24 protein-coding genes are annotated in these 24,759 nt (G+C 60.5%); 6 read left to right on the top strand and 18 right to left on the bottom strand.

Going from position 1 to position 24,759, the window contains the following annotated elements; genetic code table 11:
- Positions 1-28: 28 nt before the first annotated feature.
- The 4 genes from ABIA30_RS09720 (at position 29) to regX (ending at position 3,425) form a co-directional block, all read left to right on the top strand.
- Positions 29-535 (top strand): YbjN domain-containing protein, encoded by a 507-nt coding sequence (locus ABIA30_RS09720; protein ID WP_370064537.1) that lies wholly within the window; start codon positions 29-31, stop codon positions 533-535.
- Between the two features lie 94 nt (positions 536-629).
- Entirely contained in the window at positions 630-1,385 is a 756-nt protein-coding gene (locus tag ABIA30_RS09715) for a phosphoglyceromutase (protein ID WP_370064535.1), read from the top strand.
- A 151-nt stretch (positions 1,386-1,536) separates the two neighbouring features.
- Entirely contained in the window at positions 1,537-2,742 is a 1,206-nt protein-coding gene (locus ABIA30_RS09710) for a sensor histidine kinase (protein WP_370064533.1), read from the top strand.
- Positions 2,739-3,425 carry a two-component sensory transduction protein RegX gene (gene regX, locus ABIA30_RS09705; protein ID WP_370064531.1) on the top strand — a complete coding sequence of 229 codons (687 nt, stop codon included), beginning with the start codon at positions 2,739-2,741 and terminating at the stop codon, positions 3,423-3,425. The genes ABIA30_RS09710 and regX overlap by 4 nt, the downstream gene beginning before the upstream one ends.
- Before the next feature lie 7 nt (positions 3,426-3,432).
- Here the strand turns inward: regX and ABIA30_RS09700 are convergent, their stop codons facing one another.
- The 14 genes from ABIA30_RS09700 to ABIA30_RS09635 form a co-directional block, all read right to left on the bottom strand.
- A complete protein-coding gene (locus ABIA30_RS09700) occupies positions 3,433-4,683 on the bottom strand; it encodes a hypothetical protein (protein ID WP_370064529.1) in 1,251 nt (416 codons plus the stop codon).
- A gap of 207 nt (positions 4,684-4,890) precedes the next feature.
- A complete protein-coding gene (locus ABIA30_RS09695) occupies positions 4,891-6,210 on the bottom strand; it encodes a hypothetical protein (protein WP_370064527.1) in 1,320 nt (439 codons plus the stop codon).
- Positions 6,207-6,890, bottom strand: coding sequence for a hypothetical protein (locus tag ABIA30_RS09690; RefSeq protein WP_370064525.1), 684 nt, complete (start codon positions 6,888-6,890; stop codon positions 6,207-6,209). The genes ABIA30_RS09695 and ABIA30_RS09690 overlap by 4 nt, the downstream gene beginning before the upstream one ends.
- A gap of 99 nt (positions 6,891-6,989) precedes the next feature.
- The gene (locus ABIA30_RS09685; protein WP_370064523.1) at positions 6,990-8,039 is read right to left on the bottom strand and encodes a lipase family protein; all 1,050 of its coding nucleotides are present in this window, start codon (positions 8,037-8,039) and stop codon (positions 6,990-6,992) included.
- Positions 8,040-8,202: 163 nt separating this feature from the next.
- On the bottom strand, positions 8,203-9,336 hold the full coding sequence (locus ABIA30_RS09680; protein WP_370064521.1) for a glycosyltransferase: 1,134 nt from the start codon (positions 9,334-9,336) through the stop codon (positions 8,203-8,205).
- Complete coding sequence (locus ABIA30_RS09675; protein ID WP_370064519.1) at positions 9,336-9,887, bottom strand: putative colanic acid biosynthesis acetyltransferase; 552 nt, start codon at positions 9,885-9,887, stop codon at positions 9,336-9,338. Before ABIA30_RS09675 ends, ABIA30_RS09680 begins: the two co-directional genes overlap by 1 nt.
- Entirely contained in the window at positions 9,884-10,852 is a 969-nt protein-coding gene (locus tag ABIA30_RS09670; protein WP_370064517.1) for a GDP-L-fucose synthase family protein, read from the bottom strand. Before ABIA30_RS09670 ends, ABIA30_RS09675 begins: the two co-directional genes overlap by 4 nt.
- On the bottom strand, positions 10,849-11,883 hold the full coding sequence (gmd, locus tag ABIA30_RS09665) for a GDP-mannose 4,6-dehydratase (protein WP_370064515.1): 1,035 nt from the start codon (positions 11,881-11,883) through the stop codon (positions 10,849-10,851). The genes ABIA30_RS09670 and gmd overlap by 4 nt, the downstream gene beginning before the upstream one ends.
- A 16-nt stretch (positions 11,884-11,899) precedes the next feature.
- Positions 11,900-13,159 (bottom strand): glycosyltransferase family 4 protein, encoded by a 1,260-nt coding sequence (locus tag ABIA30_RS09660; RefSeq protein WP_370064513.1) that lies wholly within the window; start codon positions 13,157-13,159, stop codon positions 11,900-11,902.
- Positions 13,159-14,679, bottom strand: coding sequence for a glycoside hydrolase family 71 protein (locus tag ABIA30_RS09655; RefSeq protein ID WP_370064511.1), 1,521 nt, complete (start codon positions 14,677-14,679; stop codon positions 13,159-13,161). The genes ABIA30_RS09660 and ABIA30_RS09655 overlap by 1 nt, the downstream gene beginning before the upstream one ends.
- Positions 14,680-15,447, bottom strand: coding sequence for a YveK family protein (locus ABIA30_RS09650; protein WP_370064509.1), 768 nt, complete (start codon positions 15,445-15,447; stop codon positions 14,680-14,682).
- Entirely contained in the window at positions 15,447-16,109 is a 663-nt protein-coding gene (locus tag ABIA30_RS09645; protein ID WP_370064507.1) for a YveK family protein, read from the bottom strand. The genes ABIA30_RS09650 and ABIA30_RS09645 overlap by 1 nt, the downstream gene beginning before the upstream one ends.
- A gap of 1 nt (position 16,110) precedes the next feature.
- Positions 16,111-16,896 (bottom strand): SGNH/GDSL hydrolase family protein, encoded by a 786-nt coding sequence (locus ABIA30_RS09640; RefSeq protein ID WP_370064505.1) that lies wholly within the window; start codon positions 16,894-16,896, stop codon positions 16,111-16,113.
- Positions 16,883-18,289 carry an oligosaccharide repeat unit polymerase gene (locus tag ABIA30_RS09635; protein ID WP_370064503.1) on the bottom strand — a complete coding sequence of 469 codons (1,407 nt, stop codon included), beginning with the start codon at positions 18,287-18,289 and terminating at the stop codon, positions 16,883-16,885. The genes ABIA30_RS09640 and ABIA30_RS09635 overlap by 14 nt, the downstream gene beginning before the upstream one ends.
- Before the next feature lie 804 nt (positions 18,290-19,093).
- Here ABIA30_RS09635 and ABIA30_RS09630 point away from each other — a divergent pair.
- Positions 19,094-20,830 carry a serine aminopeptidase domain-containing protein gene (locus ABIA30_RS09630; RefSeq protein ID WP_370064501.1) on the top strand — a complete coding sequence of 579 codons (1,737 nt, stop codon included), beginning with the start codon at positions 19,094-19,096 and terminating at the stop codon, positions 20,828-20,830.
- A 328-nt stretch (positions 20,831-21,158) separates the two neighbouring features.
- Here ABIA30_RS09630 and ABIA30_RS09625 read toward each other — a convergent pair whose 3' ends face one another.
- The 3 genes from ABIA30_RS09625 to ABIA30_RS09615 form a co-directional block, all read right to left on the bottom strand.
- On the bottom strand, positions 21,159-21,428 hold the full coding sequence (locus tag ABIA30_RS09625; protein ID WP_370064499.1) for a hypothetical protein: 270 nt from the start codon (positions 21,426-21,428) through the stop codon (positions 21,159-21,161).
- Between the two features lie 338 nt (positions 21,429-21,766).
- Positions 21,767-21,973, bottom strand: coding sequence for a hypothetical protein (locus ABIA30_RS09620; RefSeq protein ID WP_370064497.1), 207 nt, complete (start codon positions 21,971-21,973; stop codon positions 21,767-21,769).
- Between the two features lie 515 nt (positions 21,974-22,488).
- Positions 22,489-22,713, bottom strand: a complete 225-nt coding sequence (locus ABIA30_RS09615) for a hypothetical protein (protein WP_370064495.1) — start codon at positions 22,711-22,713, stop codon at positions 22,489-22,491.
- 178 nt (positions 22,714-22,891) lie between these two features.
- Between ABIA30_RS09615 and ABIA30_RS09610 the strand changes: the two genes are divergently transcribed.
- On the top strand, positions 22,892-23,800 hold the full coding sequence (locus ABIA30_RS09610) for a hypothetical protein (RefSeq protein WP_370064493.1): 909 nt from the start codon (positions 22,892-22,894) through the stop codon (positions 23,798-23,800).
- Positions 23,801-24,248: 448 nt separating this feature from the next.
- On the opposite strand, the gene ABIA30_RS09605 is transcribed toward ABIA30_RS09610, so the two are convergent.
- Positions 24,249-24,749, bottom strand: a complete 501-nt coding sequence (locus ABIA30_RS09605) for an aminoacyl-tRNA deacylase (protein WP_370064489.1) — start codon at positions 24,747-24,749, stop codon at positions 24,249-24,251.
- Between the last annotated feature and the right edge of the window lie 10 nt (positions 24,750-24,759).

Here is a 24,759-nt window from a genome sequence, read left to right as displayed (position 1 = left end):
GCGAGCGAGTGGGGAAGGCAGATCACCCATGAGCACCGCGGCTGACGTGCAGCGGCTCATCGAAGATGTATTGCGTTCGCAGGAACTGGATTTCAGTTATCACGACGGCGGTGCCGGCGGATATCCGGGGATCGTGGTGGTACTGCCGGGGGAGCGACGACTGAGCACCAACACGCTGCTGACCGTCGGTGACCATGGCGTGCGGGTCGAGGCGTTCGTGTGCCGTCGGCCGGACGAGAACTTCGAGGGTGTGTACAAGCACCTGCTGCGCCGTAATCGGCGGCTGTACGGGGTGGCATACACGCTCGACAATGTCGGCGACATCTACCTGGTGGGACGGATGTCGTTGGACGCGGTGACCCCCAATGAGATCGACCGGATCCTGGGGCAGGTGCTCGAAGCCGTCGATTTCGACTTCAATGTGTTGTTGGAACTCGGTTTTCGCACCTCCATTCAGAAAGAGTGGGAGTGGCGCCTGTCCCGTGGCGAGTCGGTGAAGAACCTGCAGGCATTCGAGCATCTTCGTCCCGAGTAGGGCAGCGTTGTGCCGTGCGCAGAACGGGTGGGCCGTCGCATGGGTGTGACCGGGGAGCAGCCAGGACGGCCACCCCGAATCCGTCCGTGAGAAGATGCAGCCCATGGCGACCTTGATCCTGCTGCGTCACGGCGAAAGCCAGTGGAACGAGAAGAACCTGTTCACCGGATGGGTCGACGTCGACCTGACCGACAAGGGCCGGACCGAAGCCGTCCGCGGCGGCAAGCTGCTGGTCGAGCAGGGCGTGGCGCCGGACGTGCTCTATACATCGTTGCTCAGGCGCGCCATCACCACCGCCAACCTGGCGCTCGACGCCGCCGACCGGCACTGGATCCCGGTGCACCGGGACTGGCGCCTCAACGAGCGGCACTACGGTGCGCTGCAGGGTCTGGACAAGGCCGAGACCCTGGCCAAGTACGGCCAGGAGCAATTTATGACGTGGCGGCGCAGCTATGACACCCCGCCGCCGCCGATCGAGGCCGGCAGCACCTACAGCCAGGACGCCGATCCGCGCTACGCCGACATCGACGGCGGGCCGCTCACCGAGTGCCTCGCCGATGTCGTCAAGAGGTTCGTCCCCTACTTCGAGCAGACCATCGTGCCCGACCTGAAAGCCGGCAAGACAGTGCTGATCGTCGCGCACGGAAATTCGCTGCGTGCCCTGGTCAAGTACCTGGACGGGATGTCTGACGAGGACATCACCGGCCTGAACATCCCGACCGGCATCCCGCTGCGCTACGAGCTGGACGAGAACCTCAAGCCGACGGTGCCGGGCGGCGAGTACCTGGACCCGGAGGCTGCGGCCGCCGGAGCCGCCGCGGTGGCGGCGCAGGGTGCCAAGAAGCACTAGTCGACCAACGCCAATTACGAGACGCTCGCACAGCGAACAGTGGGTGAACGCGGGTAAACACCGGCAGAACACCTGGATTTGAGTGTGTGACTTGTCCCGATCTGGCTGCACGCTGCTGGGATGGCGTTCACCGAATGCGTACGATTTGCCCGTGAGCGTGTCGTCCGCACTGCCGATGGCAGTGGTCGTCGCGCTGCTCGCGTTGGCGGTCGGGCTCGCCATCGGTTTCTGGTTGGCGCCGCGGTTGGTCGAGCGCAGGCAGCGTCGCGTCGCGGACGAGTCCGGGATGACCCTCTCGGAGATGTTCGCCCACATCGTGTCGTTGTCGCCGTTGGGGATCGCGGTGGTCGATACCTACCGTGACGTCGTCTACACCAATGACCGGGCCACCGATCTGGGGCTGGTGCGAGATCGCTTGCTGGTCGATCAGGCGTGGGCGGCCGCGCAGCGGACGCTGGCCACCGGCGAGGAGGTCGAGTTCGATCTGGCGCCGGCCAAGCGCTCCACCCCTGGCCGCGAGGCTTTGTCGGTACATGGTCGGGTGCGCCAGTTGACCGAACAAGACGGTCGGTTCGCGGTGGTGTACGCCTCTGATCAGTCCGAACAGGCTCGGATGGAGGCCAGCCGGCGCGATTTCGTGGCCAATGTCAGCCACGAACTGAAGACCCCGGTGGGGGCGATGGGCTTGCTTGCTGAGGCGTTGCTGGCCACCACGGACGACACCGAGACGGTGACCAGGTTCGCCGAGAAGATCGTGACGGAATCGAATCGGCTGGCCAACATGGTCGGCGAGCTGATTGAGCTGTCGCGTCTGCAGGGCGCCGAGCCACTGCCGGATCTTGACGCGGTGGATATCGATTCGATTGTGGCCGAGGTGGTTTCGCGGCACAAGGTGGCCGCCGACAACGCCGATATCGCCATCACCACCGACACCCCGCACGGCTACCAGGTGCTGGGCAGCGAGACGCTACTTTCGACCGCGTTGTCGAACTTGGTGTCCAACGCAATTGCATACTCGCCCAAGGGTTCTCGTGTTTCAATCAGCCGTCGCGAGCGGGACGGCACCATCGAGATCGCGGTGACCGACCGCGGCATCGGTATCGCGAAATCCGACCAGGAGCGGGTCTTCGAACGATTCTTCCGCGTCGACAAGGCGCGGTCCCGGGCCACAGGTGGTACCGGTCTTGGGTTGGCCATCGTCAAACACGTTGCGGCCAACCACAATGGAAGCATCCGGCTGTGGAGCCAGCCGGGCACCGGATCGACGTTCACGCTGTCGATTCCGGCTTATCTCGACTCGGACGACGAGTCGGATGAATACCCAGTCCCATCACAAGGAGGGCGTCAGAATCAATGACCAGTGTGCTGATCGTGGAGGACGAGGAGTCCCTGGCTGATCCCCTGGCATTCCTGCTGCGCAAAGAGGGGTTCGAGGCAACCGTCGTCAGTGACGGTCCTTCGGCATTGGCCGAATTCGACCGCGCCGGAGCCGATATCGTGTTGCTGGACCTGATGTTGCCGGGTATGAGTGGCACCGACGTGTGCAAGCAACTGCGGGCACGTTCGGGCGTTCCGGTCATCATGGTGACCGCGCGGGACAGCGAGATCGACAAGGTCGTCGGCCTGGAATTGGGCGCCGACGACTACGTCACCAAGCCGTATTCAGCCCGCGAGCTGATTGCCCGGATTCGGGCCGTGCTGCGTCGTGGTGGGGATTCCGATGACGTCGGTGCGGTCGACGGTGTCCTGGAGGCCGGTCCGGTGCGGATGGATGTCGAACGCCACATCGTGTCGGTCAACGGTGAGCCGGTTACCTTGCCGCTCAAGGAATTTGATTTGTTGGAGTACTTGATGCGCAACAGCGGCCGGGTGCTGACCCGCGGCCAGCTGATCGACCGGGTCTGGGGCGCCGACTATGTCGGTGACACCAAGACCCTGGACGTGCACGTCAAGCGTCTGCGCTCCAAGATCGAGGCGGATCCGGCCAACCCGGTGCACCTGGTGACGGTCCGTGGGTTGGGTTACAAACTGGAAGGCTGAGGGGGTCCTACTCGGCGTGTAGCTCAGAATCCAGGCCGAGGTGAACCTCTAGCACTCGGGTGGGCAGCTCTGGACGTAATGCATCTTCCAGGGCTGCGCGCAGCGCGGCGCCGTCGACTTTCGATGGGAAGTACGTTGCGGTGATCTGGACAGAGTCATTGGGCGCTAGCCATATCGCAGCCGAAACGTGTGATCGGCTGGCGGGTGGCATCGCGACGGAGATTTCGACCACCTCTGGTTGTGACCACCGCGTCTTGGTGCGTGTGGAAGTCTTCGTGAGATCTGAGACAGTCAGCGTTAGATCACCTTCGGTACTTCCCGCGGGGATCGGCCAAGTATTGCGGCGGTCGAGGCCGCACCACATCAACATCTTTGCCAGAGTGACGGACAATCCAACCTTCACCAAGATTCGAGGAGAGTTAAGTGCCTCGCGCAGTTGATCAGCGAATTTGTCGATCGACGAAGCGCGTATGTCACGCGCACTTGCAACGGCCATGAAGTTTGCAAGAGTGGTTCGGTCCGTGGGCAAGAAACGGCGCAGATCAACAAGGAATTCGATGTTGTCCGTCAACGGAATTCCCGCAGTGCACAGTGCCCGGTGAATGCTGAGCATCAGCACTGAACTCACTGAGGCGGTCGAGCCCGACGCCAGACGGAGGTGTCGTATAACGTTGGCAAAACCGGGTCCGCTCGTCACAAATACCGCTGAATAACGTTCAGTTTCGACCGCATCTAGAGGGTTGCTTTTTCTTGTGCGTATTGTTCGGACTGCCTTACGCGCAATAGAACGGGTGGAACGCAAGTCTTTTTCAATGGCCCTGAACAGCGACTGGGAGTTTCGCACTTGTGCAAATAAGGCTCGCACCAACGGGTGAGCGGCGTTGTCGGTAACTCGTGGCTCGAGGAAACTGACATCAGTGTGGCAGTCCGAGAGGCTGGCGATGATGTCTGCCAGAATATGGGCGTCGCCGATACCGTGATCAAGGCCGACACACACCCGTTCACCGATCAACGACAGTGTGACGGGATGCCCGAGTGGGTTGCCAACGACCTTGTCGAGTACTTGTTGTGTTGAAGCCCCGCCTTCGAGCCCGGTGTCTATGACCGCGTCACTACTGATTTCAGGCTGAAATCGCCAGCCGTTCCTCCGAGAGTCTGGGATGAGACCAACCCGGTATTGCGAACCGTAATGGGCCATATTGCGGAGCGTTGCCAGCAATGTCTGTTCGGTACTGTTTGGTCCGACCGGGCCGCTCACTACCCATACAGGAGATCCGGCAGCGAGAACATCCAATTGCCACACCCGAACTCGGTGCCGTCCTGCCTTGCGTATCGCCCCCATTTGTGCAGTAGATCACACCGGGCTTCTCGGCAGTGGGTCTTTCAGGTTGCGCCCAGCATAGTTACGGTTTTGAGAACCGTTGGCAGTGCGCAGTTTTCGTGCGCGAATCGACCAGTTCAACGGTCAAAGGCCTGGCAGGGAATTGGGTTCCATGCCGGAATCGGGCTGAACGCTTTCGTGTAGGGGAATCGAAGCATTCGCTCCGTGTTTCGGTCGGTTCAGCAGCACCAGAACGGTTCCCATACTGAGCGCCGTAAATGCCAAACCGGTGGCTACTCCTTGCGCGGACCGAGTAACGAAGGCGATTCCTGTGCACAGGACAACGGTTGCGGTTGCGTACGAGACTCGGGTAGCGAGTAGTTGGGCGCTCTTGCCCTGGAATCGCAGGAAGCTCATCGACGTCGACATCCAGACCACACCGACGTACTCCACCAGGATGATCGGCAACACCGAGTGCGCCAGCGGCCAAGAGTCGCCCAAGATGAACACTCCGATGTGGTCGGGCAGCAAGCACAACGCCCCACCGAGGATGACGACGACTGCAGATAGACAGGCGCCGATACGGATCAGCTTGCCCCATACCGCGACTACTGAGGTGCCGTCACGCACCGATTGGGGGATGACGACAAGCGGCAGCGCGCTGATCAGGATGGCGATGGGGGACACCAGTACAGACGCGCCGCGTAGTGCCGCGGCGGCAGCGGTGCTGGCGGCGATTGACGCCATGGAGAGGACCACGATCACGGTGAGCTGTTCGACACCGGCCTCGGTTCCGTACCGGATTCGCGATGCGTAGCCGGCCCGCCACCAGTGGCCGATACCGCTGAACCGCGGACGCAGCCGGGACATGATCGCCAGCCCTAGCAGGCTGCCGCCGGCGAGGCCGGTCCAGATCAACAGGACGCCGTTCTCGGAGAATGAGTCCTGTTTGATCACCGTGATGATGAATACAGTCGCACTGCCCAGCGCCCAGATCGAATCCCACAGCAGCGCCAGGTGAGGGTGGGCCGCTGAGATGGCCGCGTAGCGCAGTACGTCAAAGCCCAGCACCAAAGGAATCGCTACCGCGAAAACCAAACCCAGCACGGGCATGCCGGTAAGGGATGTCGATATCGCGACGACTGCGGAAACCACTAGTGCGAATACCACTGCGGCGGTCATTGCGAAGCCGGCCTCGGTGCGCAGTGCTGCGCGGCCGTGTCCTGCCGCCAACATGATCGGTGTTCCACCCGCACCGCGAACCACACAGAGGGCGGCGGCCATCGCCGCGAACAGCAGTGATGCGGTACCGAAGGCGTCCACCGAGGCCACCCGGGCCACCGCCATCACGATGAGCCCATTGCTCGCGCTCGACATCGCCTGATCGAGGGCACTGCTGATCGCGTGCAGCCGGGCCGCCGGTCTGCTGCCGACCGGCGGGTTCTCGATGTCATCCGGTGTCATGTTGCCCACAATGCGCTGATCGACGCCGGCGTGAGGCCCGGCTGGGTTTCGTAGAGTTCCCACGTCGCCGAGCTGCCGGTCCATTGACCGACACGCGGATCAGTCACCGAGTGCTGTTTGCCGTCAGGTGTGGTCAACACCGCAGTGTCGCCGTTTCGAACCACTTGGAACGATTGAGCGGTACCGGGCTTGCCCGCTGGGTAGTTCCCGCCTGCGAGTACATCGCGCCCCGCGTTCGCGTCCCACACGCTCATCTCCCACCGGTCGGGACCGACGACCATATGGATGCCGGCGTCGGGTTTGGCGTCAGGAAAGGGTTGCGAATCCCAGGCCGCCAGAGCGACGCTCCCGCTGTACGGCGGGAAGATGATTGTGGCACCGATTTGGGTTACGGGTTGAGGAAGCTCCGCAACCATTTCGCTGGACGCGTCGCTGTCCGTTGGGGCGCCGTGCCGCAGCTGCCCATCGAGAACCTGCATTGGGGTGAGGCTCCGGCCGGCTTCGACCGTCGACAGCGCGACGTTCCCGAGGTGGTCTGGAATTCTGCCGTCTGGGAGTGCGGCGAAATTCAGTTGAATGGTGACATCGCGAGCGGCCGGTCCCGAGTTTGTGGTTGCGGCGCGGACAGGCTCAGCCAGGGCGGCTTGCCGATGATCGATCACCACAGCCCCAGTGATCACTGCTGCAGCCGTGAGCATGGCCCCCGCGGCTGTCCCGGCCAGTTGCCAGGTTGGCAGTTGAGTTAGCTTCGCGCGCAATGTCATTCGGTCGGTGCCTTGTCAGCAATTGTTGGGAGCGGGCTTGTCCGCAAGACGGTCGAGCAGCCATACGCCGGCATCGTCTCCGCCCTTGAGATTGTCGTGACCTTCACCCGGGCGCACTATGAACTGGACTTTATCGCCGAATCGGCACGCGTCGTGTACCGCGGTACGGACCCATTGCGGACGGACGATGGTGTCGTTATCGCCGGTGATCACCAACATTGGTCCGGATGCCGGTCTTTGCGGGACAGCCAGATCGTTCAGCGCGTGTGTGAGACGGTCGGCAGCCGCATCGGAGGACGGCTCGCTCGCGTAGCGGTCAAGGGTGGATGCAACCTGCAATCGTTGTGCAACGTCGGGCCCTGCACACGCCTGCCACATTGCCGGGTTGATGGCGAGCGGGCCGTGCAAATAATCGTTGAGATTGATGTCTGGATGGGTAACCCGCAGACCCGCGAGTGTCATCGGCAAAGTAGCTTGCTCGTCATGGCTTAGCCACCCGGAGGACGCAAGCCGAGCGAGACCTGACAGGTTGGTAGTCGGTGAGAGTGCGGCGGACCCCAGGAAGTGCAGTCCGTCGCCGTAGGTACTCGCCCACTCGTTCGCCGCCCAAGCGGCATGACCGCCCTCGGATACCCCGAACGCCAGCCACTCGTCTGATGCAGCTGGGACAACCTGCCGCGCTGCACGGACGATGTCAATCAAATTGTATGCAGCCGTTTTTGGCTCGAGTAGCGGGTATTGGCCCGTTTCACCAAGCCCTTCGTAATCTGAGAGAGCAACCACGAAGCCCAGTTTCAACAAGGATGCGACCACCAGGTCGTAGCCGAGGAGGTCGGGGAACAAACTCGGACCGCAGCCGTTCGCTACACCGTTGATGCCATGGCCGTATGTGATGATCGGCCATCCGCCATCCGGCGAGTTACCTGGCGGCACGAAGACCGAGCCGCGGACCAACCGCGGTCCGCCATCGATGCCGGAGGTGGAGCGGTAGACGATTCTGGTTGCTGTGCCGCCAGCGTGGGTCAAGGCCTCGGATGGCGAATCGAACGGTGCTGAATCGACCAACTCGCCGCGCCGGCCGAGTACATCGGGTGCGATTGACGGAGGGGCTGCCGTTTTCAGCGGTGGTTCAGTCGTCTGGGGGGCAGACGTGCCAGACGCACATGCCGACACAAGTAGTATTACGCATCCAATGAGCGGGGACAGGCGTTGGCTGAGTCTCATCGATTCACCTGCCGATCCGGTTCGTCGAAATGGCATCGGTATAGATATCTTCCAATTGCATTGCTACCTCGGGCATTCCGTAGTTCGCGAGTGTCGCTGCTCGGCCATGACTACCGACTGCGATTGCGGCTTCGGGGTTGGCGAGTAGCTCACCGACGGCCTCCGCCAGCTCAGCCAAGCTATGGTTCACGACTCGTCCACCGCCCGACTCACGGATCATCGGCGCCAAACCGCAGGTATCGCTAACAACTACCGGCCGCCCTAGTGCCATCGCTTCGAGCACGCTCATCGGGAACGGCTCGTCTACCGATGGCAGCACGTAAATGGTGGCACTGGACATCCGTCGTGCCACGTGTTCGGGAGCGATGGGTGGTTCCAGCGTGATCCGGTCGGCGAAGCCACCCTGTGCGATCAGTTGTCTGACTGCAGGACCAGAGCCCTCGTCGGGACCGACCAGTGCAAACCGCGCGTTGGTGCCCGAGCGCAGGAGTTGGTGTGCCATCTCGACGAATAACTCCGGCCGCTTGCGTGGGTGCAGCCGAGCGAGAAAAAGGACTTCGGGTGTATCAGCATCGGCGGGCGGCTGGTAGTCCTGCACCGGTACCCCGTTGGGCAGGGGATGCAGTCGGATACGGGGTCCAGCTACCTCGGTTAGGTCGACAGCTTCTCTAGGCGTCAGATACATGATCGAACTTGATTGCCGTAGAACAGGTTTGGTCCATAGTGCATCGAGCGGCTTGGCCAGCAGTCGGTCGGAGGAATCGATCATGCCGTGGGTCTGCAGGACCACTGGCTTGTTTCGCAGCGCGAGCCTCGCTGCCGGGAGGGTCACGAAATCTCGGGCGAGGTGGACGTGAACCACGTCGAAGTCCGATATCGCGGTGCGGAGCCACGGCAACATGCCTCGGGCGCGAGTCCCCGCGAAGCCGGTACGGGGGATGACCGTCGAATTCGGAAAGAGCTGTACCCGAACTCCATCGATCGTGGTCGGCGGCACTGCATAGCCGGTACATGACGCGGCAACCGTGACGTCGTGTGAGTGGTCGCTCAACGCGGCAGCTTGATTCAAAGCGACTCGTGCCGGCCCGCCGTACGCGCCGTCTGGCGTCAGCAGCGTCACTACCTGCAGTATCCTCATCAGGACTTCCGTTCGACCGCCGCCGCCCGCGGGGCGAGAACCGTTGCGCCGTCAGGCACATCGGCGGTGACCAGAGCCGTGGCGCCGATCACCGCGCATTCACCGATGGTCACGCCACGTAGCACTGTTGCTCTGATCGCCAACCAGGCGCCATCGCGGATAGTGATCGGTCTGTTGTCGAATTCGAAAGTGGGCGACCAGCGATCGTGACTTCCGGTGCACAACACCACCGACTGTGAGACACAGACGTCATCACCGATCGTCACCGGCTCGAGATTGAGAATCCAGGTGTCCTCGCCGATCCAACTGTTGGCCCCAACGGTCAACTTCCACGGCCAATGGATACGCACTCGGTGCCGGATCAGCGTGCCGGGGCCCACCTTTGCGCCGAAGGCACGCAAGATTGTCAGGCGTAAGCGCAGTGGGCACCACCACTGGGTGACCAGTAAGCCGGACAACGTCAGCCAGGCGATCTGCTTAATCATGCCGGCGCCTTTGTCATAACCGGCACCGCTGAAGCCGGCCAAAGACCGCCTGATGTTCGTGGTCATGTCCGTAACTCCTGCAGATGGTTGCGATACCAATCGACGGTCGACGCGATGCCACTGCGCAGGTCGATCGACGCTGACCACCCGGTTGACTGCAATAGGCCGACGTCCAACAATTTCTGCGGAGTTCCGTCGGGTTTCGCCGTATCCCAATGGGTTTCGCCGGTGAACCCGACAACATCGGCAATCACTTCTGCGATCTCGGCGATCGTGCAGTCCTGCCCGGTACCGACGTTGACCTGCTGCGCGCCGTTGTAGTTCTCCAGCAGGTGCAGGCAGGCCGAAGCCATATCGTCGACGTGGAGGAATTCACGCCGCGGGTTTCCCGTGCCCCAGTTGGTCACCGACGTGATTCCGTCACGGGCCGCCTCGTCGTAGCGGCGGATCAAAGCGGGCAGTACATGTGATCCCTGCGGTGAGAAATTGTCCTCTGGCCCATAGAGATTGGTCGGCATTGCAGAGATCCATGGCAGGCCGTACTGACGCCGAACGGATTGCACCTGGATGATGCCGGCGATCTTGGCAATCGCGTAAGCATCGTTGGTTTCCTCCAACGGCCCGGTCAGTAGGTAGTCCTCTCGGATGGGCTGCGGTGCCAACCGCGGGTAGATGCACGACGATCCGAGAAACAACAGTCGCTCAGTACGCTGCGCCACGGCCGCGTCCAAGACGTTGGTCTGAATGCGGACGTTGTCGGACAGGAAATCCACCGGGTACGTCGAGTTGGCAAGAATGCCGCCGACTTTCGCCGCTGCCAGAACCACCACTTCCGGTCTCGTGTCGGCGAAGAAGTCGAACACTGCGTCGCGATCGCGCAAATCCAGTTCGTCCGAACGCTTCCCAATCAGATTGGTGAATCCCCGTTGAGTGAACGTTCGCCAGATAGCTGAGCCGACCAGCCCGCGATGCCCGGCGACGAAAACCGGGGCATCGCGATCCATTGCGGTTGGCGCGAATTCGTCGGTCATGCGTGGGACAGCCAATCGTCCATCACAGGTCGGTCAATCCACGGCTTGCCACTGTGCTCGAGTGCTTCGATGTCGGCGTCGACCATGATGCGAGCCAATTCCGGGGTCAACACATTGGGCTTCCATCCGAGTACTTCGTGAGCCTTCGCGGCGCTGCCGATGAGCGAGTCCACTTCGGTTGGGCGCAGATACCGGTCGTCGAATCGGACGTATTCCTGCCAATCCAGACCGACGTGCGCGAACGACAGTTCGACGAAGTCGCGGACAGAGTAGGCAGTTCCGGTGGCCAGTACGTAATCCTGAGGGGTATCAGCCTGCAGCATCCGCCACATGCCCTCGACATATTCGGGCGCGTAACCCCAGTCGCGTATTGCGTCGAGATTGCCCAGGTACAGGTGCTCTTGCCGGCCGGCTTTGATGGCAGCAACCGCACGGGTGATCTTTCGAGTAACGAATGTTTCACCACGGCGCGGTGATTCGTGGTTGAACAGGATGCCGTTGACCGCGTACATGCCGTAGGCCTCACGGTAGTTACGAGTTACCCAGTAGGAATAGACTTTTGCTGCGCCGTAGGGGGAGCGAGGGTAGAACGGGGTCTCTTCGTGCTGTGGCGGCGGGGTAGCGCCGAACATCTCGGAGCTTGATGCCTGGTAGTAGCGGCAGTCCAACCCGACCATGCGTACGGCCTCCAACAGTCGGATGGACCCCAGGCCGGTGGTGTCGCCGGTATAGGTCGGCTCGTCGAAGCTGACCCGTACGTGCGACTGTGCCCCGAGGTTGTACACCTCGTCGGGTGCAATTTCGTTCAATAGGGTGGCCAGCCGCGAACCTTCGCTCAGATCGCCGTAGTGCAGGAACATCCGGGCATTGGACTCGTGCGGGTCGACGTACAGGTGCTCTACCCGGGAGGTATTGAACGTGGATGACCGACGGATAAGTCCGTGGACCTCATATCCCTTGTGTAGCAATAGCTCTGCTAGATACGAGCCATCTTGACCGGTGATGCCGGTGATGAGTGCTTTCTTGGTCATGATTAAGAGTTCCTCTCTACTTCTGCGGAGTCGTTGCTGTAGTGCTCTGATTACGACGGTCGACCAATGCCCGGATCCATTCTTCGTATTGGTCGATGGCGTGATCCATCGAAAGTGTCTGAGCGCAGAACTGCTGACCGGCCGCCCCCAGTTTGCGTGCGCGTTCTGGATCTGAACCGAGATTTATTGCGGCATCCACTAATTCGTCTGGATCGTCGGCGCCGACCACCACGCCGGCGCCAGAGACTGTGATCTCTTGAGCGGTGATGCTGCCAGCATCTGTTGCGGCGATGACCGGATTGCCGGTGGTGAAGTAGGACGTCATTTTGCTCGGCACCGACATCTCTCCGACGCCCGACTTTTCTTGCACCAGCAAGATGTCGGCGGCACCCATCGCGGCCTTGAACTCGTCGTCCGGCAACGGCCGGATGAACTGCAGCGTGGAAATGTTCGCACCTAGTTGTTCCAGGAGCTCGCGCTGGTTCCCGTCACCCAACAAGACGAATCGCACTGGTGCAGCGCGTTCTTGAGCCGCTCTGGCGGCGTGCACGACGTTCTCCAGCCCTTGCTTGTTGCCCATGTTGCCAGCGTGCAGCACCACAGTTTCGTCGGACCGCCAGCCGAGGCGGCTGCGCACCCCGGCACGGTCCTTCAATTCGTAGGGGCGCAGGTGGGTCCAGTTGCGGATAACTTTGACGGAGTCCGGTTGGACCGCAAGTTCGGACACCAGGTATGCCTTGAATCGATCGTGGATGGCGGCCACACCGTCAGCCGCCTTCAGGGATCTCGACTCGAGGGTTCCTACCAGTCCTGCTGATCGGCCAGACATGAGTCCGGTTTCGACCACGCCACGGCTGTACAGGTCTTGAATCCAAATTCCGATCGCTGGCCGACGGAACCGAAATTTTGCACGCAGCATACCCATTGCGGTGGGGATCAAGCCCGGGCTGACGAAGACGATGGCGTCATGGTCGGGCCAACGGAGAAGCAGCGTCTTGAGGCCGAAGCTCAGTTCCATCAACAATCGGCCGCGCTGACTGGGCGGATCGGGAACGTAGTGTGGAAGACGCTGCACCGGAACGGATTCGACGGTATCAATCCAGGCTCGTCGCCGCGCATAGCCAGGCTCGATTTTCCATGCCGGGTAGTGGGGCAGCCCCGCCAACACGTGGACGTCGTGGCCCCGAGCCTTCAGTCCGGCTGCCAACCCCGAGGTGTAGGGCGCGTTTCCACTCGGTTCGGGCGCGTAGTTGAGGCCGACAATCAATACTCGCATCAGTTCACCGCCGCTACGTATTGCAGGTCTTGGACATACGGCAACGGGATGACCTTGTTCGGGGAGGTGACTGATGCGAACGTCATTGGGAAGCCGAATATCAAACGGGTTACCCGCGCAGACACCGAGTCGCCCGCTGCACTGGGTTGGGCCAGCGGAAGAGTGCACACCGATACGCCGGCTGGGACTTTGCAGGTGCGCTTATTCGACCCCACAGTCACCGTGACATCGGCAGGAACGGCCAAGAATGTCAGTGCCTCGACGGCGTCAGAGACAGGGCCACTACCGTCCCGCAGCACCATGGGTTGCGATTCTTGGAAGCTTGTCGGGGCGTTCGTGAGCTGGGTTCGGTGGGTCAACACGACAAGGTCCCCGTTGATTGCAGGCTGTTTTCCGGTCTTGTACTTGCGCATGTAGTACTGGCTTGCCTTGAGGAAGGCCGTGCCGTGCTTGACCGAAGGCGCGAAGGAAGTTCCCTCGCTGTAGTCATTCCAGGTGTTCAACTGGACCCAATCGGCCTGATTGGAAATCGTGGCCATCCAGGTGGCCCGAAGATTCGTGGTGTTGACGGCTTCGTCGTAGATGGATTGATTTGGGCGTTCGTCCTGTACCGAAACTGGTTGCATCCACAGCATCCCGTTGTTGTGGATGTGTTGCACATCAGGGTCTTGCGTATTGCTGATCGGCGTGAACTGGGGACTGCGGCCACCCCATTCGGCCATGCCGTACGTAAATGGGGTAAACGAATCGATATACGGGCTGGAGTTCAGGAACTGGGGAACGAACGCCACCGGTGTCTTGTACTGGTTGGCCATGATGTTCAGGAACACAGACCACCACGGCGCATCATGGGCCTCAGCGAGAAAGGGGGATAGGACCAATCGGCCATCGCCCAGTCGGAACGCCGACGGATAAGACGCCAACTTCATCATGTCCGAAGCTAATTCGTCTTGCGTCAGGCTGGCGAGCTCACCACTCATGTCCGGCATCAGCATGATCTTGAAGCTTGGATCGACATTGTGCGCGGCGGTCAGGAGGAGAGCGGGAACCTGGGTGACCCACTCTGGATTGGATGACTTGGTGAGGATGTCGATGGTGAAACCGTCCAAACCGAATTTTTTCGCGGTGCGAACCTCGTCCTGCAGATCTGCCAGTCGCCAGTTGCCTGAGCGTGGGCTGCGCGGAATCGGCCGATCCCGAAGCAGCCCACCGCAATACGCGTGCTTTCCGCTTTCTCCGTTGGGCTGCAGATACTGCGTTGCGTAGTAGTCCGACTGAGGTGGCAGATTGTCAAGTGACACCGGATAAGGCGGAAAGTACAGTGCGAAAACCGATTTCGGTGCAAAGAAGGTACCTGCAATTTTGGCTGCGTACCCGGGTAGCAGTCGCGGTCCGCTGTGAGTGAAAGGCGGTCCTATACCGGGCATCAGCAGCACCGCTGTGATGGAGGCAGCAACGGCGGTAACCAGAATTCTTCTGAGCGTGCGCCACTGCTGGCGCGGGCGACGGGCATGTGTCATCTACGGCGCCCCAGCGCCGGGGTGCGTCGGCGACCCGGCGGCAATCGATTCAGTCGGCTGGGGCACTGCGTCACCAGTCGGCTGGGGCGCTGAGTCAGAAGGAACCGTGGCTGATGCTCGTTGCCGCGCGTCGTCGACGAGTTTCGCTGCAGTGGCCGGAGAGCTCGCGCCAACTTTCGGTGACCGCCAGCGCCGCCATGCCCACATCGCGACTCCGCCGAGTACCAACCCGCCGGCCAGCCCCGCAGCCAAGACGATTGGAAGTGCCACGGAGGACGGAGTTTTCGGCACTACCGCCTTGTTGACAATGCTGACGGCGATCGCCGGTGTGCCGGTGACGCGGGAGGTTTCCAGCCGCTGCACATAGTCATTGAAGTTCGCGGCGTAGGCGTTGGCGATGTCAGTGGCCCGCTGCGCGGAGGTGTCGGTGGCGGAGACCGTCATCAGAACGGTCTTGGGAACCTGAGAGGCGACGACCTTCTGTTTGAGTTCGCTGGGTGTGGCTTTCAACCCGAGGTCATCGATCACTTTCGTGGCCAGGTCGTCGCTGGCGAACAGTTGGACATAGGTGGTGGCGCGCTGCTGCGAGAACAGATCACCTTGGTACGCGCCGATGGAGTCGGTGCTGGCCGGAGAGGTCAGGAACATGACCGATGTTGCGGTGTAGGTCGTGGGTATCAGAAGGGCATACGCCAGGCCCGCTATCACGCCGATCGTTGCGCCAAGGAACAGCGGCCATGAACGGAGAAGGCTTTTGAGCTTTTGCATTACTCGGAACTCCCATCCGACGTGTGAATCGCTGCCGTGGCACGGCGGCGGTCGGTCATCAAAGTTGCGGCGGTAATGCCCGCCAAGAATCCGGCGGCTCCGCCGATGATCAAAATGAACGCCACGTCCGGATCGGACGCGTTTCGGGGAACGGTGGCAGGACTGGTCAGCACCGGATCGATTGTTGCGATCCGGGCGCCTGCAGGTGTTTCGAGTGCTCTGATCTCATTCACCAGTTCATCGGCTGTCGCTGTCGCGAGTTCATGCGCGCCAGTTGCGGTCCGATCGGTTGCTGTGACTTCGATCAGGACGGTGTCCGGGATGACGCGCCCGCTCAGATCACTCGAGAGTTCGGACGGATCGCGCTGCAGATGAGAATTTTCAACCAACCTGCCCGAGAAACCGGGAGCGCTGAGCAGGTTGGCATAAGTCTTTGCGCGCTCTTGGGCGAACTCGTTCGCCGAGTACGGGCTGGAGTCGGCGACATCTCCGGATGTGATCGCAGCCCATCCGGGTGTGCGCAGCAGAACCTCTGCTGTCGAGGAGAACTTGATCGGTGTCAGCAATGCCACAGTGGTACCGCCGATGAGCCCGAGCATCAGACCAACCGCGACCAGGCTCCAGCGCGTACGCAGCAATTGCAGAAAAGACTGTCCGTCCATATCAGGAGACCGTCCTCGGTGCAGCTACCCCTAATGCAGCCAACGAGTCCTGGATTCGCTCCGAGATGTACTGGTTGCCGTAGGCGTTGGGATGAATGTGATCCTGCTCGATCTCCATCGCGCTGGTGTCCACGCCGCGGTACCAGCCGTCGGCAATTGGGTCGATAATTTTCACGTTCAGATTCTCAGCAATCAACGCCAACCCGCTCTTTAACGGTTCGTAGTTGTCGTATGGCATCGGGTCGATGAAGGTTGGAACAATTGCGATGAAGACGGCGTCGGGCCAGAATGATCTGGCCTTCGTGAAGAATGCGGTGATCGCGTCAAGGATGGCGGCGGCGGATTCAACGCCGATGTCATTGCGGCCGAGGTCTGCAACTAGCACATCGACGATGTATCTAGCTTTGTCCCCGTCGAGCCGATCGATCGCCTTCTGTGTGCCTGCGTGTTCTTGCTGTATGCCTGCGCGGAATTGGTGACCATCGTCGATATAACCGGTTCCACCCTGCGCATCGACGTTGCATCCCCAGCCGACGGCCGCGCAGGCAAGAAATGGGTATGCGCTGCGGCCGTTACCGCCTACGCCAGCGGCCGCCGTAAAGCTGTCACCAACAAAGAGCGCCGACTTGGATTGTGGGATCACAAGTGCCGATTCGCTATGCGTGTTGCTGGTCTGTGCGGCGGTCGGTCTCGACCAGAGCAGCGCAGTCATCAGGACAAGGACCAACGAGAGCGCGAGCACCAGCCATTTCTGTACCGCCGAGGTCCGCAGGTTATTCAGTGCCATCGGGCCTCTTTCGGAGGTCGGTGACGAACAGACTGCAGACGACGATGACTGTCAAGTACGACATGGCCTGGAGCAGCGAACCCCGTAGAACGATCAGCAAATAGAACGGCAGCACGCAGGCCAGCATGGCCGGTGACCTAGAACGCAGGAGGCTTTCTTCGATTCGTGTATCGGCGATCTTCGCCAGTGCGCCCAATGCAAACATGCCGGCAACCAGCGCTATCCACAAGCCGTTGATGTAGAGCTCTGACCAGAACGGCGCGGACATGTTCAAGTTCTCGTAGTGGCGACTTTCGGCGATGAGAGCTCCGGTGTCATTTGCCTTGCCTGGCCAGATTCGCCGCGGAACCGCGAACAGGACAACACCGAGCGCCTGCCTGCCGTGGGTGCTCCCGTGCCTGTCGACGTACAAGATCGTGTTGTTGATTTGCTCGAAGGCGTCGAAATCGGCTGAGCTCAGTGCGGAAAGGGTGTCGGTGGCTTTGAAGTCGGCGTTGCTGGTGTAACGGAAAGCATCCGCAAGAGGGAACACTACGATCAGCGCGACAACCGCGAGTATCGAGACAATCCGGAAACGGCGGCGGGTGGCGAACATTCCAAAGGCAGCGAGAGCTGCGAGGGCTGCGGTCCCAAAGATATAACGCGCGCTGGAAATCGGATTGATGGTCATCGCCAGAGTGCCGCCGACGATGATCGTCAGCACAATCATGGGCCGGCTGGGAGTCGTGGACTGTTGGAGGTGCTTGACCAGAGCTACGAAGGCAACCACGATCGACATCGACGCCAATGCGGCGATTATTCCGAATGTGGCCGAGTCGGGCCAAACGGTTTGCTCCGTGTTATCGCGGTCTAGTCGATTCGCGAACAGCACACCGACGCCGAGCTTGGCTACGTAGTAGCCATTGGCGGCTAAGGCTACAAACGCGAGAAAGATCGTCCTGCGTTCGTTGATCCGAACCGGCGTCCGCGCTCGTCTCGAGGATGTGGCAGGCACCATCAGCCCCAGGGTGAAAGCGGCAAGTCCGACAAGTACCAGTATCGTTGCCGGCCCGTTGAGCGCTGGATCAACGCGCGGCGTGGTAACAGGGTAAACACCGGTCCGGATCTGCACTGTTGCTGCGATGCCCAGAAAAACATAGGTGAACACCCAAAACGACATTTCGACCAGGCGTCTACGTCCATCACCTACGATCCACGCGTACCGGCTGCCCGACAACATTGCGATCAGCAGTGTCCCGAGCCAGCTGTGATCGGTCGGGCTGGGCGTGAAATGGATCAGAGCGGCTGGTATCACCACGACCATGGCAACGCCGACCCACACACCGGTGAGTGCGCCTCGATGCGTGGGCGTATCCGTGCGCTCATTGAGTGGCGCGAGTGCTACATCTGGCACTTGATCACTCCCCTGAGTGGGCAACTGGGCCGCATCGAAAATTTGCTGAAACTTGATGTGTGTGTACGAAACGATAACAGCATAACCTGGGCGAGGGTTAATTTCGGACCTGTCTCGCGTGCGTAAAATAGCTACTGATCAGGCAATATATGTGAGGATATCGTTTTCATGGATTTTGCCCAGGGATGGCCGAGTCGATCACGGCAAGACGTTCCTTCGGAGTTGCCTTCAGTGGGTTCGGGGGAGGGCTGGAGCTGCATGAACGGGCTGATGGCATGGACGATTGTGATCGTCTGGGCTTGGCGGTATGTCTTGGTGGGTTGGACCTTCAGGAGCAGCAGGGTGGGGCCTCGAGCAACTTGATACGTCATCGCCGTCAATTTCCGGAGTGGTGCAGCGTTGCTTGGGGCGGGAGCCTCCCGGGGGGCTTGGGTGATCGCGGCGCCGTCGATTTGATTGATGCCCGACAATGTCGTCGCCCCTGCTACGAGCCCGTTTATGGGCCGGATCGACCACGGTTATTGACGTTAGCCATAGATGGTTGATGGCGACGAGTTATGCAGGTCAAGTCCGCTGAACCGTCCTCGGTGAGACTTAACTGATAGATTGCCATAGGTCGACGTATGTTCTAAGTTGAGGCGGATGGTACGAAACTGGCAGATGTTGCTGCGGGCCTGTTTTCGGGTGGCGCGGTGACTGCCGACAGGTGTGTTGCAGTTAAGGGAGATGGTGCTCGTGGGTACCGTGGGAACGGCGGTGACGGGGGGTCTTCGTCAATGCTCAGCAAATCGAGCTGGGAATGTGATGGCTGAAAAATCAGAGTTGACGCGATCCAAAGGCACGGCTGCCATCGAAGAGCCAACATTCTTTGCTCTTGATGAGGGCCCACTGTTCGGCGTCCTGCATCTCCCCGCTGACGGTCGGGTGCGGGGCGGGGTGTTCATGTGCGGATCCTTGGGCAAGGAAGGCATGGACAGTGCCCGGTTTCAGCGGGTTGTTGCCGATTCGCTGGCGCAGCACGGCTTTGCGGTCTTGCGATTCGACTACCTGGGCACCGGCGATTCCGCGTATCCGCAAGGGCGTGGAGACGCTGTCGCAGACTGGCTGGAGAGTATTGCCCAGGCGATCAAATACTTGAGATCCATTGGTACGCAATCGATCACCGGAATCGGCATTCGCGCGGGTTCGTTATTGCTAAACAGATATCTTGAGCAGCGGCCGGCTTCTCTGGACAACGTGGTGTATCTGGATCCGGTTAGTACCGGCCGCAGGTACTTGCGAGAGCACACAACGTTGTACCGCCTGGCTGTGGGCGAGGATGCGACCGTGCCAGGCAGTACGTCGATCATCGGCTCTCGTATCGATGAACGAGCGGCGGCGCAATTCAGCGGATTCCGGTTTGACACCGGGCACCGGCCAGTCAATGGCACTCTTGTTATCGGTCGTTCGGAGAGGGCCGACGGCGTCGAGGAATCGGCACGGGTCGACGGCGTCGAGTCGATTGCTGCAGAGGGGTTTCCTGAATTTGCGCAATCGGCGGACGTGATGGTGCCGATGCCGCTCGACGCGGGGGATTCGGCCATTGACTGGATCGACAGGAATACTCCGACGGACCGTGTTCAAGTCTTGCCGAAGTATGTGCGTTCAGCGGTGATGCCCGCCAGCGAGCCCAACAGTGCTCTGGTTGAGGAACGGATCGAACGTATTGGAGATAAGGCGCTCTTCGCTATTCGGACACTCCCTACTACGGGCGCCGATGCCGCAGGCAAATCGGTGATGTTTTTTGCAACGGCTAATGATTCACATCACGGTCCGGGCAGGGAGTGGGTCGAACTTTCTCGCCAAATCGCGCAGTCTGGGTCACAGGCGGTGCGTTGGGATCGATCGGGCCTGGGATCTGGCGGCCAAATCTCGCGCGATCAATGGCTGACGGTGTACTCCACGTCGGATGTCAATGATGCGATAGATGCGGCGCGTCACACCACCGACAATCCGGAAAAGCTTGAGCTCGTGGGTGTCTGCTCAGGATCGTGGTATGCCGCGCATGTAGCGCGGGCGGTCAACGCGGGTCACTTGGTGATGATCAATCAGGTCATGTGGACCTGGCAAGTTTTCACCACGTGGCCGTGGCAGTGGAGACTAAGGAAGTCGCTATTGGCTTCCAGTGTGGGGGCCGGGGACTCGGCGCAGAGCGCCGAGCACGCCCGAAAGCGGATCATCAGTTTGTTGAAACCGATGCGGATCCGCGTGGGCGAATTGTCGAGTCGTTGGATGCCACGCTTGTTGCGAGTGCTGCTCGGCCATCTTGGGCTGCTGCATGTACCGGAGGTTGTGCTGAGTTCGTTGTCGCGGGGTGGCACTGAGATCACAGTGGTGGCCTCGCCATGGGACGTAGAGCAGTTCGGTATCAAGGGCGGTCTTCGAGCCCTCGACCGACTCCCCGGCACCGAATTGGTGCACACCGAGGCTGGTGACCATTCCGCGTATCACCCGGCCATCTTGACCGCAATCCGCAGCGTGGTTCTTGAGCAGCCGCAGTAGCTGGCCTCGCTATCGTGTGCCCGGGCAGCCGCAGGTCGGATCGAGGGTACTGGTCCAACGTTGCATTGAACACCAAACATGTTGGATATCAAACGATTCGGCATATTGCCGAACAAGGCAACCAACCTGACCTATACATGTGTTGCCGGTGGGTCGATGCTTTCTATACCCGAGTACAGGATGTCGTCTAGCCTCCGCTGGCGATGCCATACCAAAGAGATCAGTACGCCGCTGGCGAAGTTCTGATGGGGCCAGTCTGACGCACGGATCTTCTATGTCCCCGTCGGTGGAACGGTGACGCGAGTTTGCATTGCTGACGAACGCGAAATCACGGTTCTGGCAGTCTGTTCGATGTATCAGAGAAGCCGAAAGTAACCATTTTGTGGTGGGCAGTTTGCAGCCCGGCCTTGGCATGGCCAGTCGTGACGGTCGCTGAGGCAAGCAGCTTGGCGCTCGAATGATTGGCACCCCGGTGAGTAGCGGTTAGCCCCAGCGGCAGCCTGATGTACGTCGCAGACAGCGGCGAGGTGAACAGTAGCTGCGCATCGGTGATCAATACAGAAGACGGGCAATAACGATACTGAAGCGTCAAAAGCATTGCTATTCAACGTATGTCAGCCGCTCATCGCAACGAGTGCCGAGCTGAAGAGTGGGTAGCCTTGAACGTGCCCGAAGGCGGTATGTGGAACACGTTGCCCGTAATCAGTGATGTGCCCACCGCCACGCTGTCGACGGACCTAGCCGTGCCGGCGCCCAAGGAAATAGATCCACATTCTTCAGCAGCAACCATGAGGCAGATGTGTCAGCAACCCCGGCGCCGGAGGTGGGCCGCGCCGGCCCCAATTGCGTTGGCAATCGCCATGTCTTCGATCGTCACACCCGTGGCATTGACGATGATCGCCGTACCCGACGCAGAGTTCACATAGACGCCGGTAGTCACCGGACCTTGGCCCACCAGGCGCACCGGCGCACCGGCGCACTGACCGTAATCCCGAGGGCACTCAGTGCGTAGTACCCGACCTGAAGCACGACCGTGCCGCCCGCCGAACCAAGGCCGGTAATGGCGTTCTGAATATTGGCGGTGTCGGTGGTGGCGTTACCGGTCGGCGCGGCAACCGCGACGAATGACGATGGAGCGGTCATGGAACCTCCTGTGGTTCAGCAAATTAGGCCGTGCACCAGTTAGGTGCCGTCGTTGAGTAGTCGCTGAAGACCACCTTGCGTGATCGCGATTGCGGTTAGTGAAGGTGTGGAGTAGACGAGGTCCGTCCCAACTGTATTCAGGGTCAATATTTCAGATCCGCGATTCTTGCTCAGCAGCTCGACGCCCGTGCTATCGGACACTGCGGGCAACGTCCATGTCGCGGTTGCAAATGCCGCGGTGTCATCGGTCCCACCGTCGCCGACTGCGCCGAACGGTTCTGGAGTCCGCATCTCGACGCCTCCGCGGACGAAGTTAGCTAAGACGTCACCAAATGCACCCAAGCGGGCCGGATACGTCTTTTAGCATAACGAAAATCGTTGAAATACAAATTCATTCACGAATCCCAGTCTGGATGCCCATCACCGTATATTTGGAAGAAATTTGCCCAATTCCATCCGTGTGGTGCGATCTGGTGTGCTAGCTTGCGGCGCATGACTGACTACGTTGCAGGGCGTCAGATGGGGATCTCGACCGCAGACACTCGGCCGGTAGCGTGCTGGCGGCGGGTTGGTGCGTCCCTCGCAATCGCCACATCACTGACGGTCGTAGCGCCGTTAGCGCACGCTGACTCATCTTTCACGGCCACTTCGGGCTTTCCGTTCGCTACGACCAGCGTGTGGAACTCTGCGATCCCCTCGTCGCCCGCATTGATGTCGAATTCGTCATCGATGGTGGCCAACTTGAACAGTAGTCAGCACACCGCAGATCTCAACGACTATGCGATACCGATCTACAACGCAACGTCCTCGTCGCCGACGGTGACGGTCACGTGCACGAATACCAGTTGGGGCACGTGTCCGATCCCGAGCTCCATTCACTTGCCTTCTGGCGCTATCCCGAATGCGGGTACCGACCACGTGATCGAGGACATCGACTGGAGTACGAGTCCGGTTACGGCATATGAATTCTGGCAGGCCAATTCCCCATCGAGCGGCGCGATTTCGACGGCCTGGGGCGGTACTGCCGTCGATGTCAAGACCGGACCCGGTATCGCCGCAGGCGGCGGTACGACCGGATCGGCCACCGCTTCCAACGTATCGAGGTTGGCTGGTGTGATACGGATGCGCGAAATCCAAGCTGGCTCAATACCACACGCGCTGGAGATCGGATCGAGCTTCGCGTGCACTGGCTACTTCCGCTATCCGGCGGCGAAGACTGACGGTCCCTCAACGAATGCCAACTGCATTCCGGAAGGTGCTCGAATCCAACTCGACCCCTCGGTGAACATCAGCTCCCTGCCGGCTGGAGAGAAGGCCATTGCCGCGGCTTTGCAAACGTACGGTGCGTATGTATGTGACACGGCAGGTTCGCCATTTGCTCTGGCGTTCGAAGGCGATCCGAGCTTGATCGGCCAGTCCGGCCAGGTGCCGATGGCATACTCGAACGCCGGACTGTCGTGGGACTACTACGATATGACGGACATTCCGTGGTCCAGTCTCCGTGTGTTGCAACAGTGGAACGGTGGCACCGACACAGCGGCACCGACAACAGTTACGGGCGTGACCGCGTCGAACGTGGCTGCTAACGGTGCGACCATTTCCTTCAGTCCGTCGAGCGACGGACAAGGCTCGGGCGTCGTTACCTACAACCTGTGGCGCGGAGATGCTTCATACAACAACTGGGTGCAGGTCGCGACCGGGCCTGCAACTACTTTGACCGACACGACCGCAGCCCCGAACACGACGTATAACTACGCGGTGCGTGCCCAGGATGGGGTCGGAAACATCTCGGTTAGTTCGGCCAACGTCATGGTCACCACACCGTAGTGGTCGAACCCGTGGACTGGTCCGCGTGATCGACCGGTCGGGGTCAGGCCAACTGGGCTTTAATGGCCTGGTCGGTCAGTAACGTTTCAGTGGTCCACCGGATGAAGTTGGCAGGCTAGATTCCACTACTAGTTCCATCGGCTTCCGATGCAACCGCCCGTTGTGAAATCGTTAGCTGTGAATTACATACTGAATGTGCCCAAACGCGTTGCCGGGCTAGTAACTTCACATACTCATCGGCGGAGCCAACTGAGGCCAACGGCTCTACGCCCCGGGGGGATACTGCGCGTCCGGGCCTGGCAGCTTCTAGGCCTGCGCAGGCGGCGGTAGGTGCAGGGGGCCAGCCCAACGGCTCTGCGCGCCAACCGTTCCGACACGCTCACCGTGTCCTTGAGTACTTCCACGGAGCGTTCCAAGGATGATTGGCGGACTCTGGGCGGAGAGTGCGTCAATTAGGTGGGCTGAAATCGACCACTCTGGCTCCGGCGATTCGGATCAGCTCTTGTGGAGCGATCTCGATCTCGATACCGACCGCACCACCGCCGACCAACACCGTGTCGTAGTTCAATGCCTGCCTGGCGATGACGACGGCTATACGTTCATCGAGCCCGAACGGGGATACACCGCGTTGCGGATAGTGGGTGACCTCTTCGAGTTGTTGTGCGCTGGCTGCTTCCATTCGACCGCAATTTAGTTCTACGGCAACGCCTTTGAAATCAATCCGGACATCCATCGGACAGGTCACTGCGGCATAGTTTCCGGTTGACCGCGTGCGGCACAGCAGTGTCTTCATGATTCGGCCGAGCGGGTAGCCGAGCGCAGTTGCGAAATCTGAGGGTGACTCGATCGCAGTAGTCATCGAAGCGTGATCGCGGACGAGATATGTTGCGTTTGAACAACTCAGGTGTTCAAAGACCCGTGGATGCAGTTCTCCCATAACTTCTTCCATTGTCAGATGC

The organism is Mycobacterium sp. MAA66, from assembly GCF_041261665.1.
Taxonomy (GTDB): domain Bacteria; phylum Actinomycetota; class Actinomycetes; order Mycobacteriales; family Mycobacteriaceae; genus Mycobacterium.
The sequence above is the reverse complement of the archived record's forward strand: the minus strand, read 5'-3'. Positions and strand labels throughout refer to the sequence as shown.

What these genes read in the sequence shown, in the direction of transcription:
- ABIA30_RS09720 (WP_370064537.1), top strand. Translation starts at nt 29, where the DNA reads ATGAGCACCGCGGCTGACGTGCAGCGGCTCATCGAAGATGTATTGCGT.
- ABIA30_RS09715 (WP_370064535.1), top strand. Translation starts at nt 630, where the DNA reads ATGCAGCCCATGGCGACCTTGATCCTGCTGCGTCACGGCGAAAGCCAG.
- regX (WP_370064531.1), top strand. Translation starts at nt 2,739, where the DNA reads ATGACCAGTGTGCTGATCGTGGAGGACGAGGAGTCCCTGGCTGATCCC.
- ABIA30_RS09695 (WP_370064527.1), bottom strand. Translation starts at nt 6,210, where the DNA reads ATGACACCGGATGACATCGAGAACCCGCCGGTCGGCAGCAGACCGGCG.
- ABIA30_RS09680 (WP_370064521.1), bottom strand. Translation starts at nt 9,336, where the DNA reads ATGAGGATACTGCAGGTAGTGACGCTGCTGACGCCAGACGGCGCGTAC.
- ABIA30_RS09675 (WP_370064519.1), bottom strand. Translation starts at nt 9,887, where the DNA reads ATGACCACGAACATCAGGCGGTCTTTGGCCGGCTTCAGCGGTGCCGGT.
- ABIA30_RS09670 (WP_370064517.1), bottom strand. Translation starts at nt 10,852, where the DNA reads ATGACCGACGAATTCGCGCCAACCGCAATGGATCGCGATGCCCCGGTT.
- gmd (WP_370064515.1), bottom strand. Translation starts at nt 11,883, where the DNA reads ATGACCAAGAAAGCACTCATCACCGGCATCACCGGTCAAGATGGCTCG.
- ABIA30_RS09660 (WP_370064513.1), bottom strand. Translation starts at nt 13,159, where the DNA reads ATGCGAGTATTGATTGTCGGCCTCAACTACGCGCCCGAACCGAGTGGA.
- ABIA30_RS09655 (WP_370064511.1), bottom strand. Translation starts at nt 14,679, where the DNA reads ATGACACATGCCCGTCGCCCGCGCCAGCAGTGGCGCACGCTCAGAAGA.
- ABIA30_RS09650 (WP_370064509.1), bottom strand. Translation starts at nt 15,447, where the DNA reads ATGCAAAAGCTCAAAAGCCTTCTCCGTTCATGGCCGCTGTTCCTTGGC.
- ABIA30_RS09645 (WP_370064507.1), bottom strand. Translation starts at nt 16,109, where the DNA reads ATGGACGGACAGTCTTTTCTGCAATTGCTGCGTACGCGCTGGAGCCTG.
- ABIA30_RS09640 (WP_370064505.1), bottom strand. Translation starts at nt 16,896, where the DNA reads ATGGCACTGAATAACCTGCGGACCTCGGCGGTACAGAAATGGCTGGTG.
- ABIA30_RS09630 (WP_370064501.1), top strand. Translation starts at nt 19,094, where the DNA reads ATGGCTGAAAAATCAGAGTTGACGCGATCCAAAGGCACGGCTGCCATC.
- ABIA30_RS09625 (WP_370064499.1), bottom strand. Translation starts at nt 21,428, where the DNA reads ATGCTTTTGACGCTTCAGTATCGTTATTGCCCGTCTTCTGTATTGATC.
- ABIA30_RS09620 (WP_370064497.1), bottom strand. Translation starts at nt 21,973, where the DNA reads ATGACCGCTCCATCGTCATTCGTCGCGGTTGCCGCGCCGACCGGTAAC.
- ABIA30_RS09605 (WP_370064489.1), bottom strand. Translation starts at nt 24,749, where the DNA reads ATGGAAGAAGTTATGGGAGAACTGCATCCACGGGTCTTTGAACACCTG.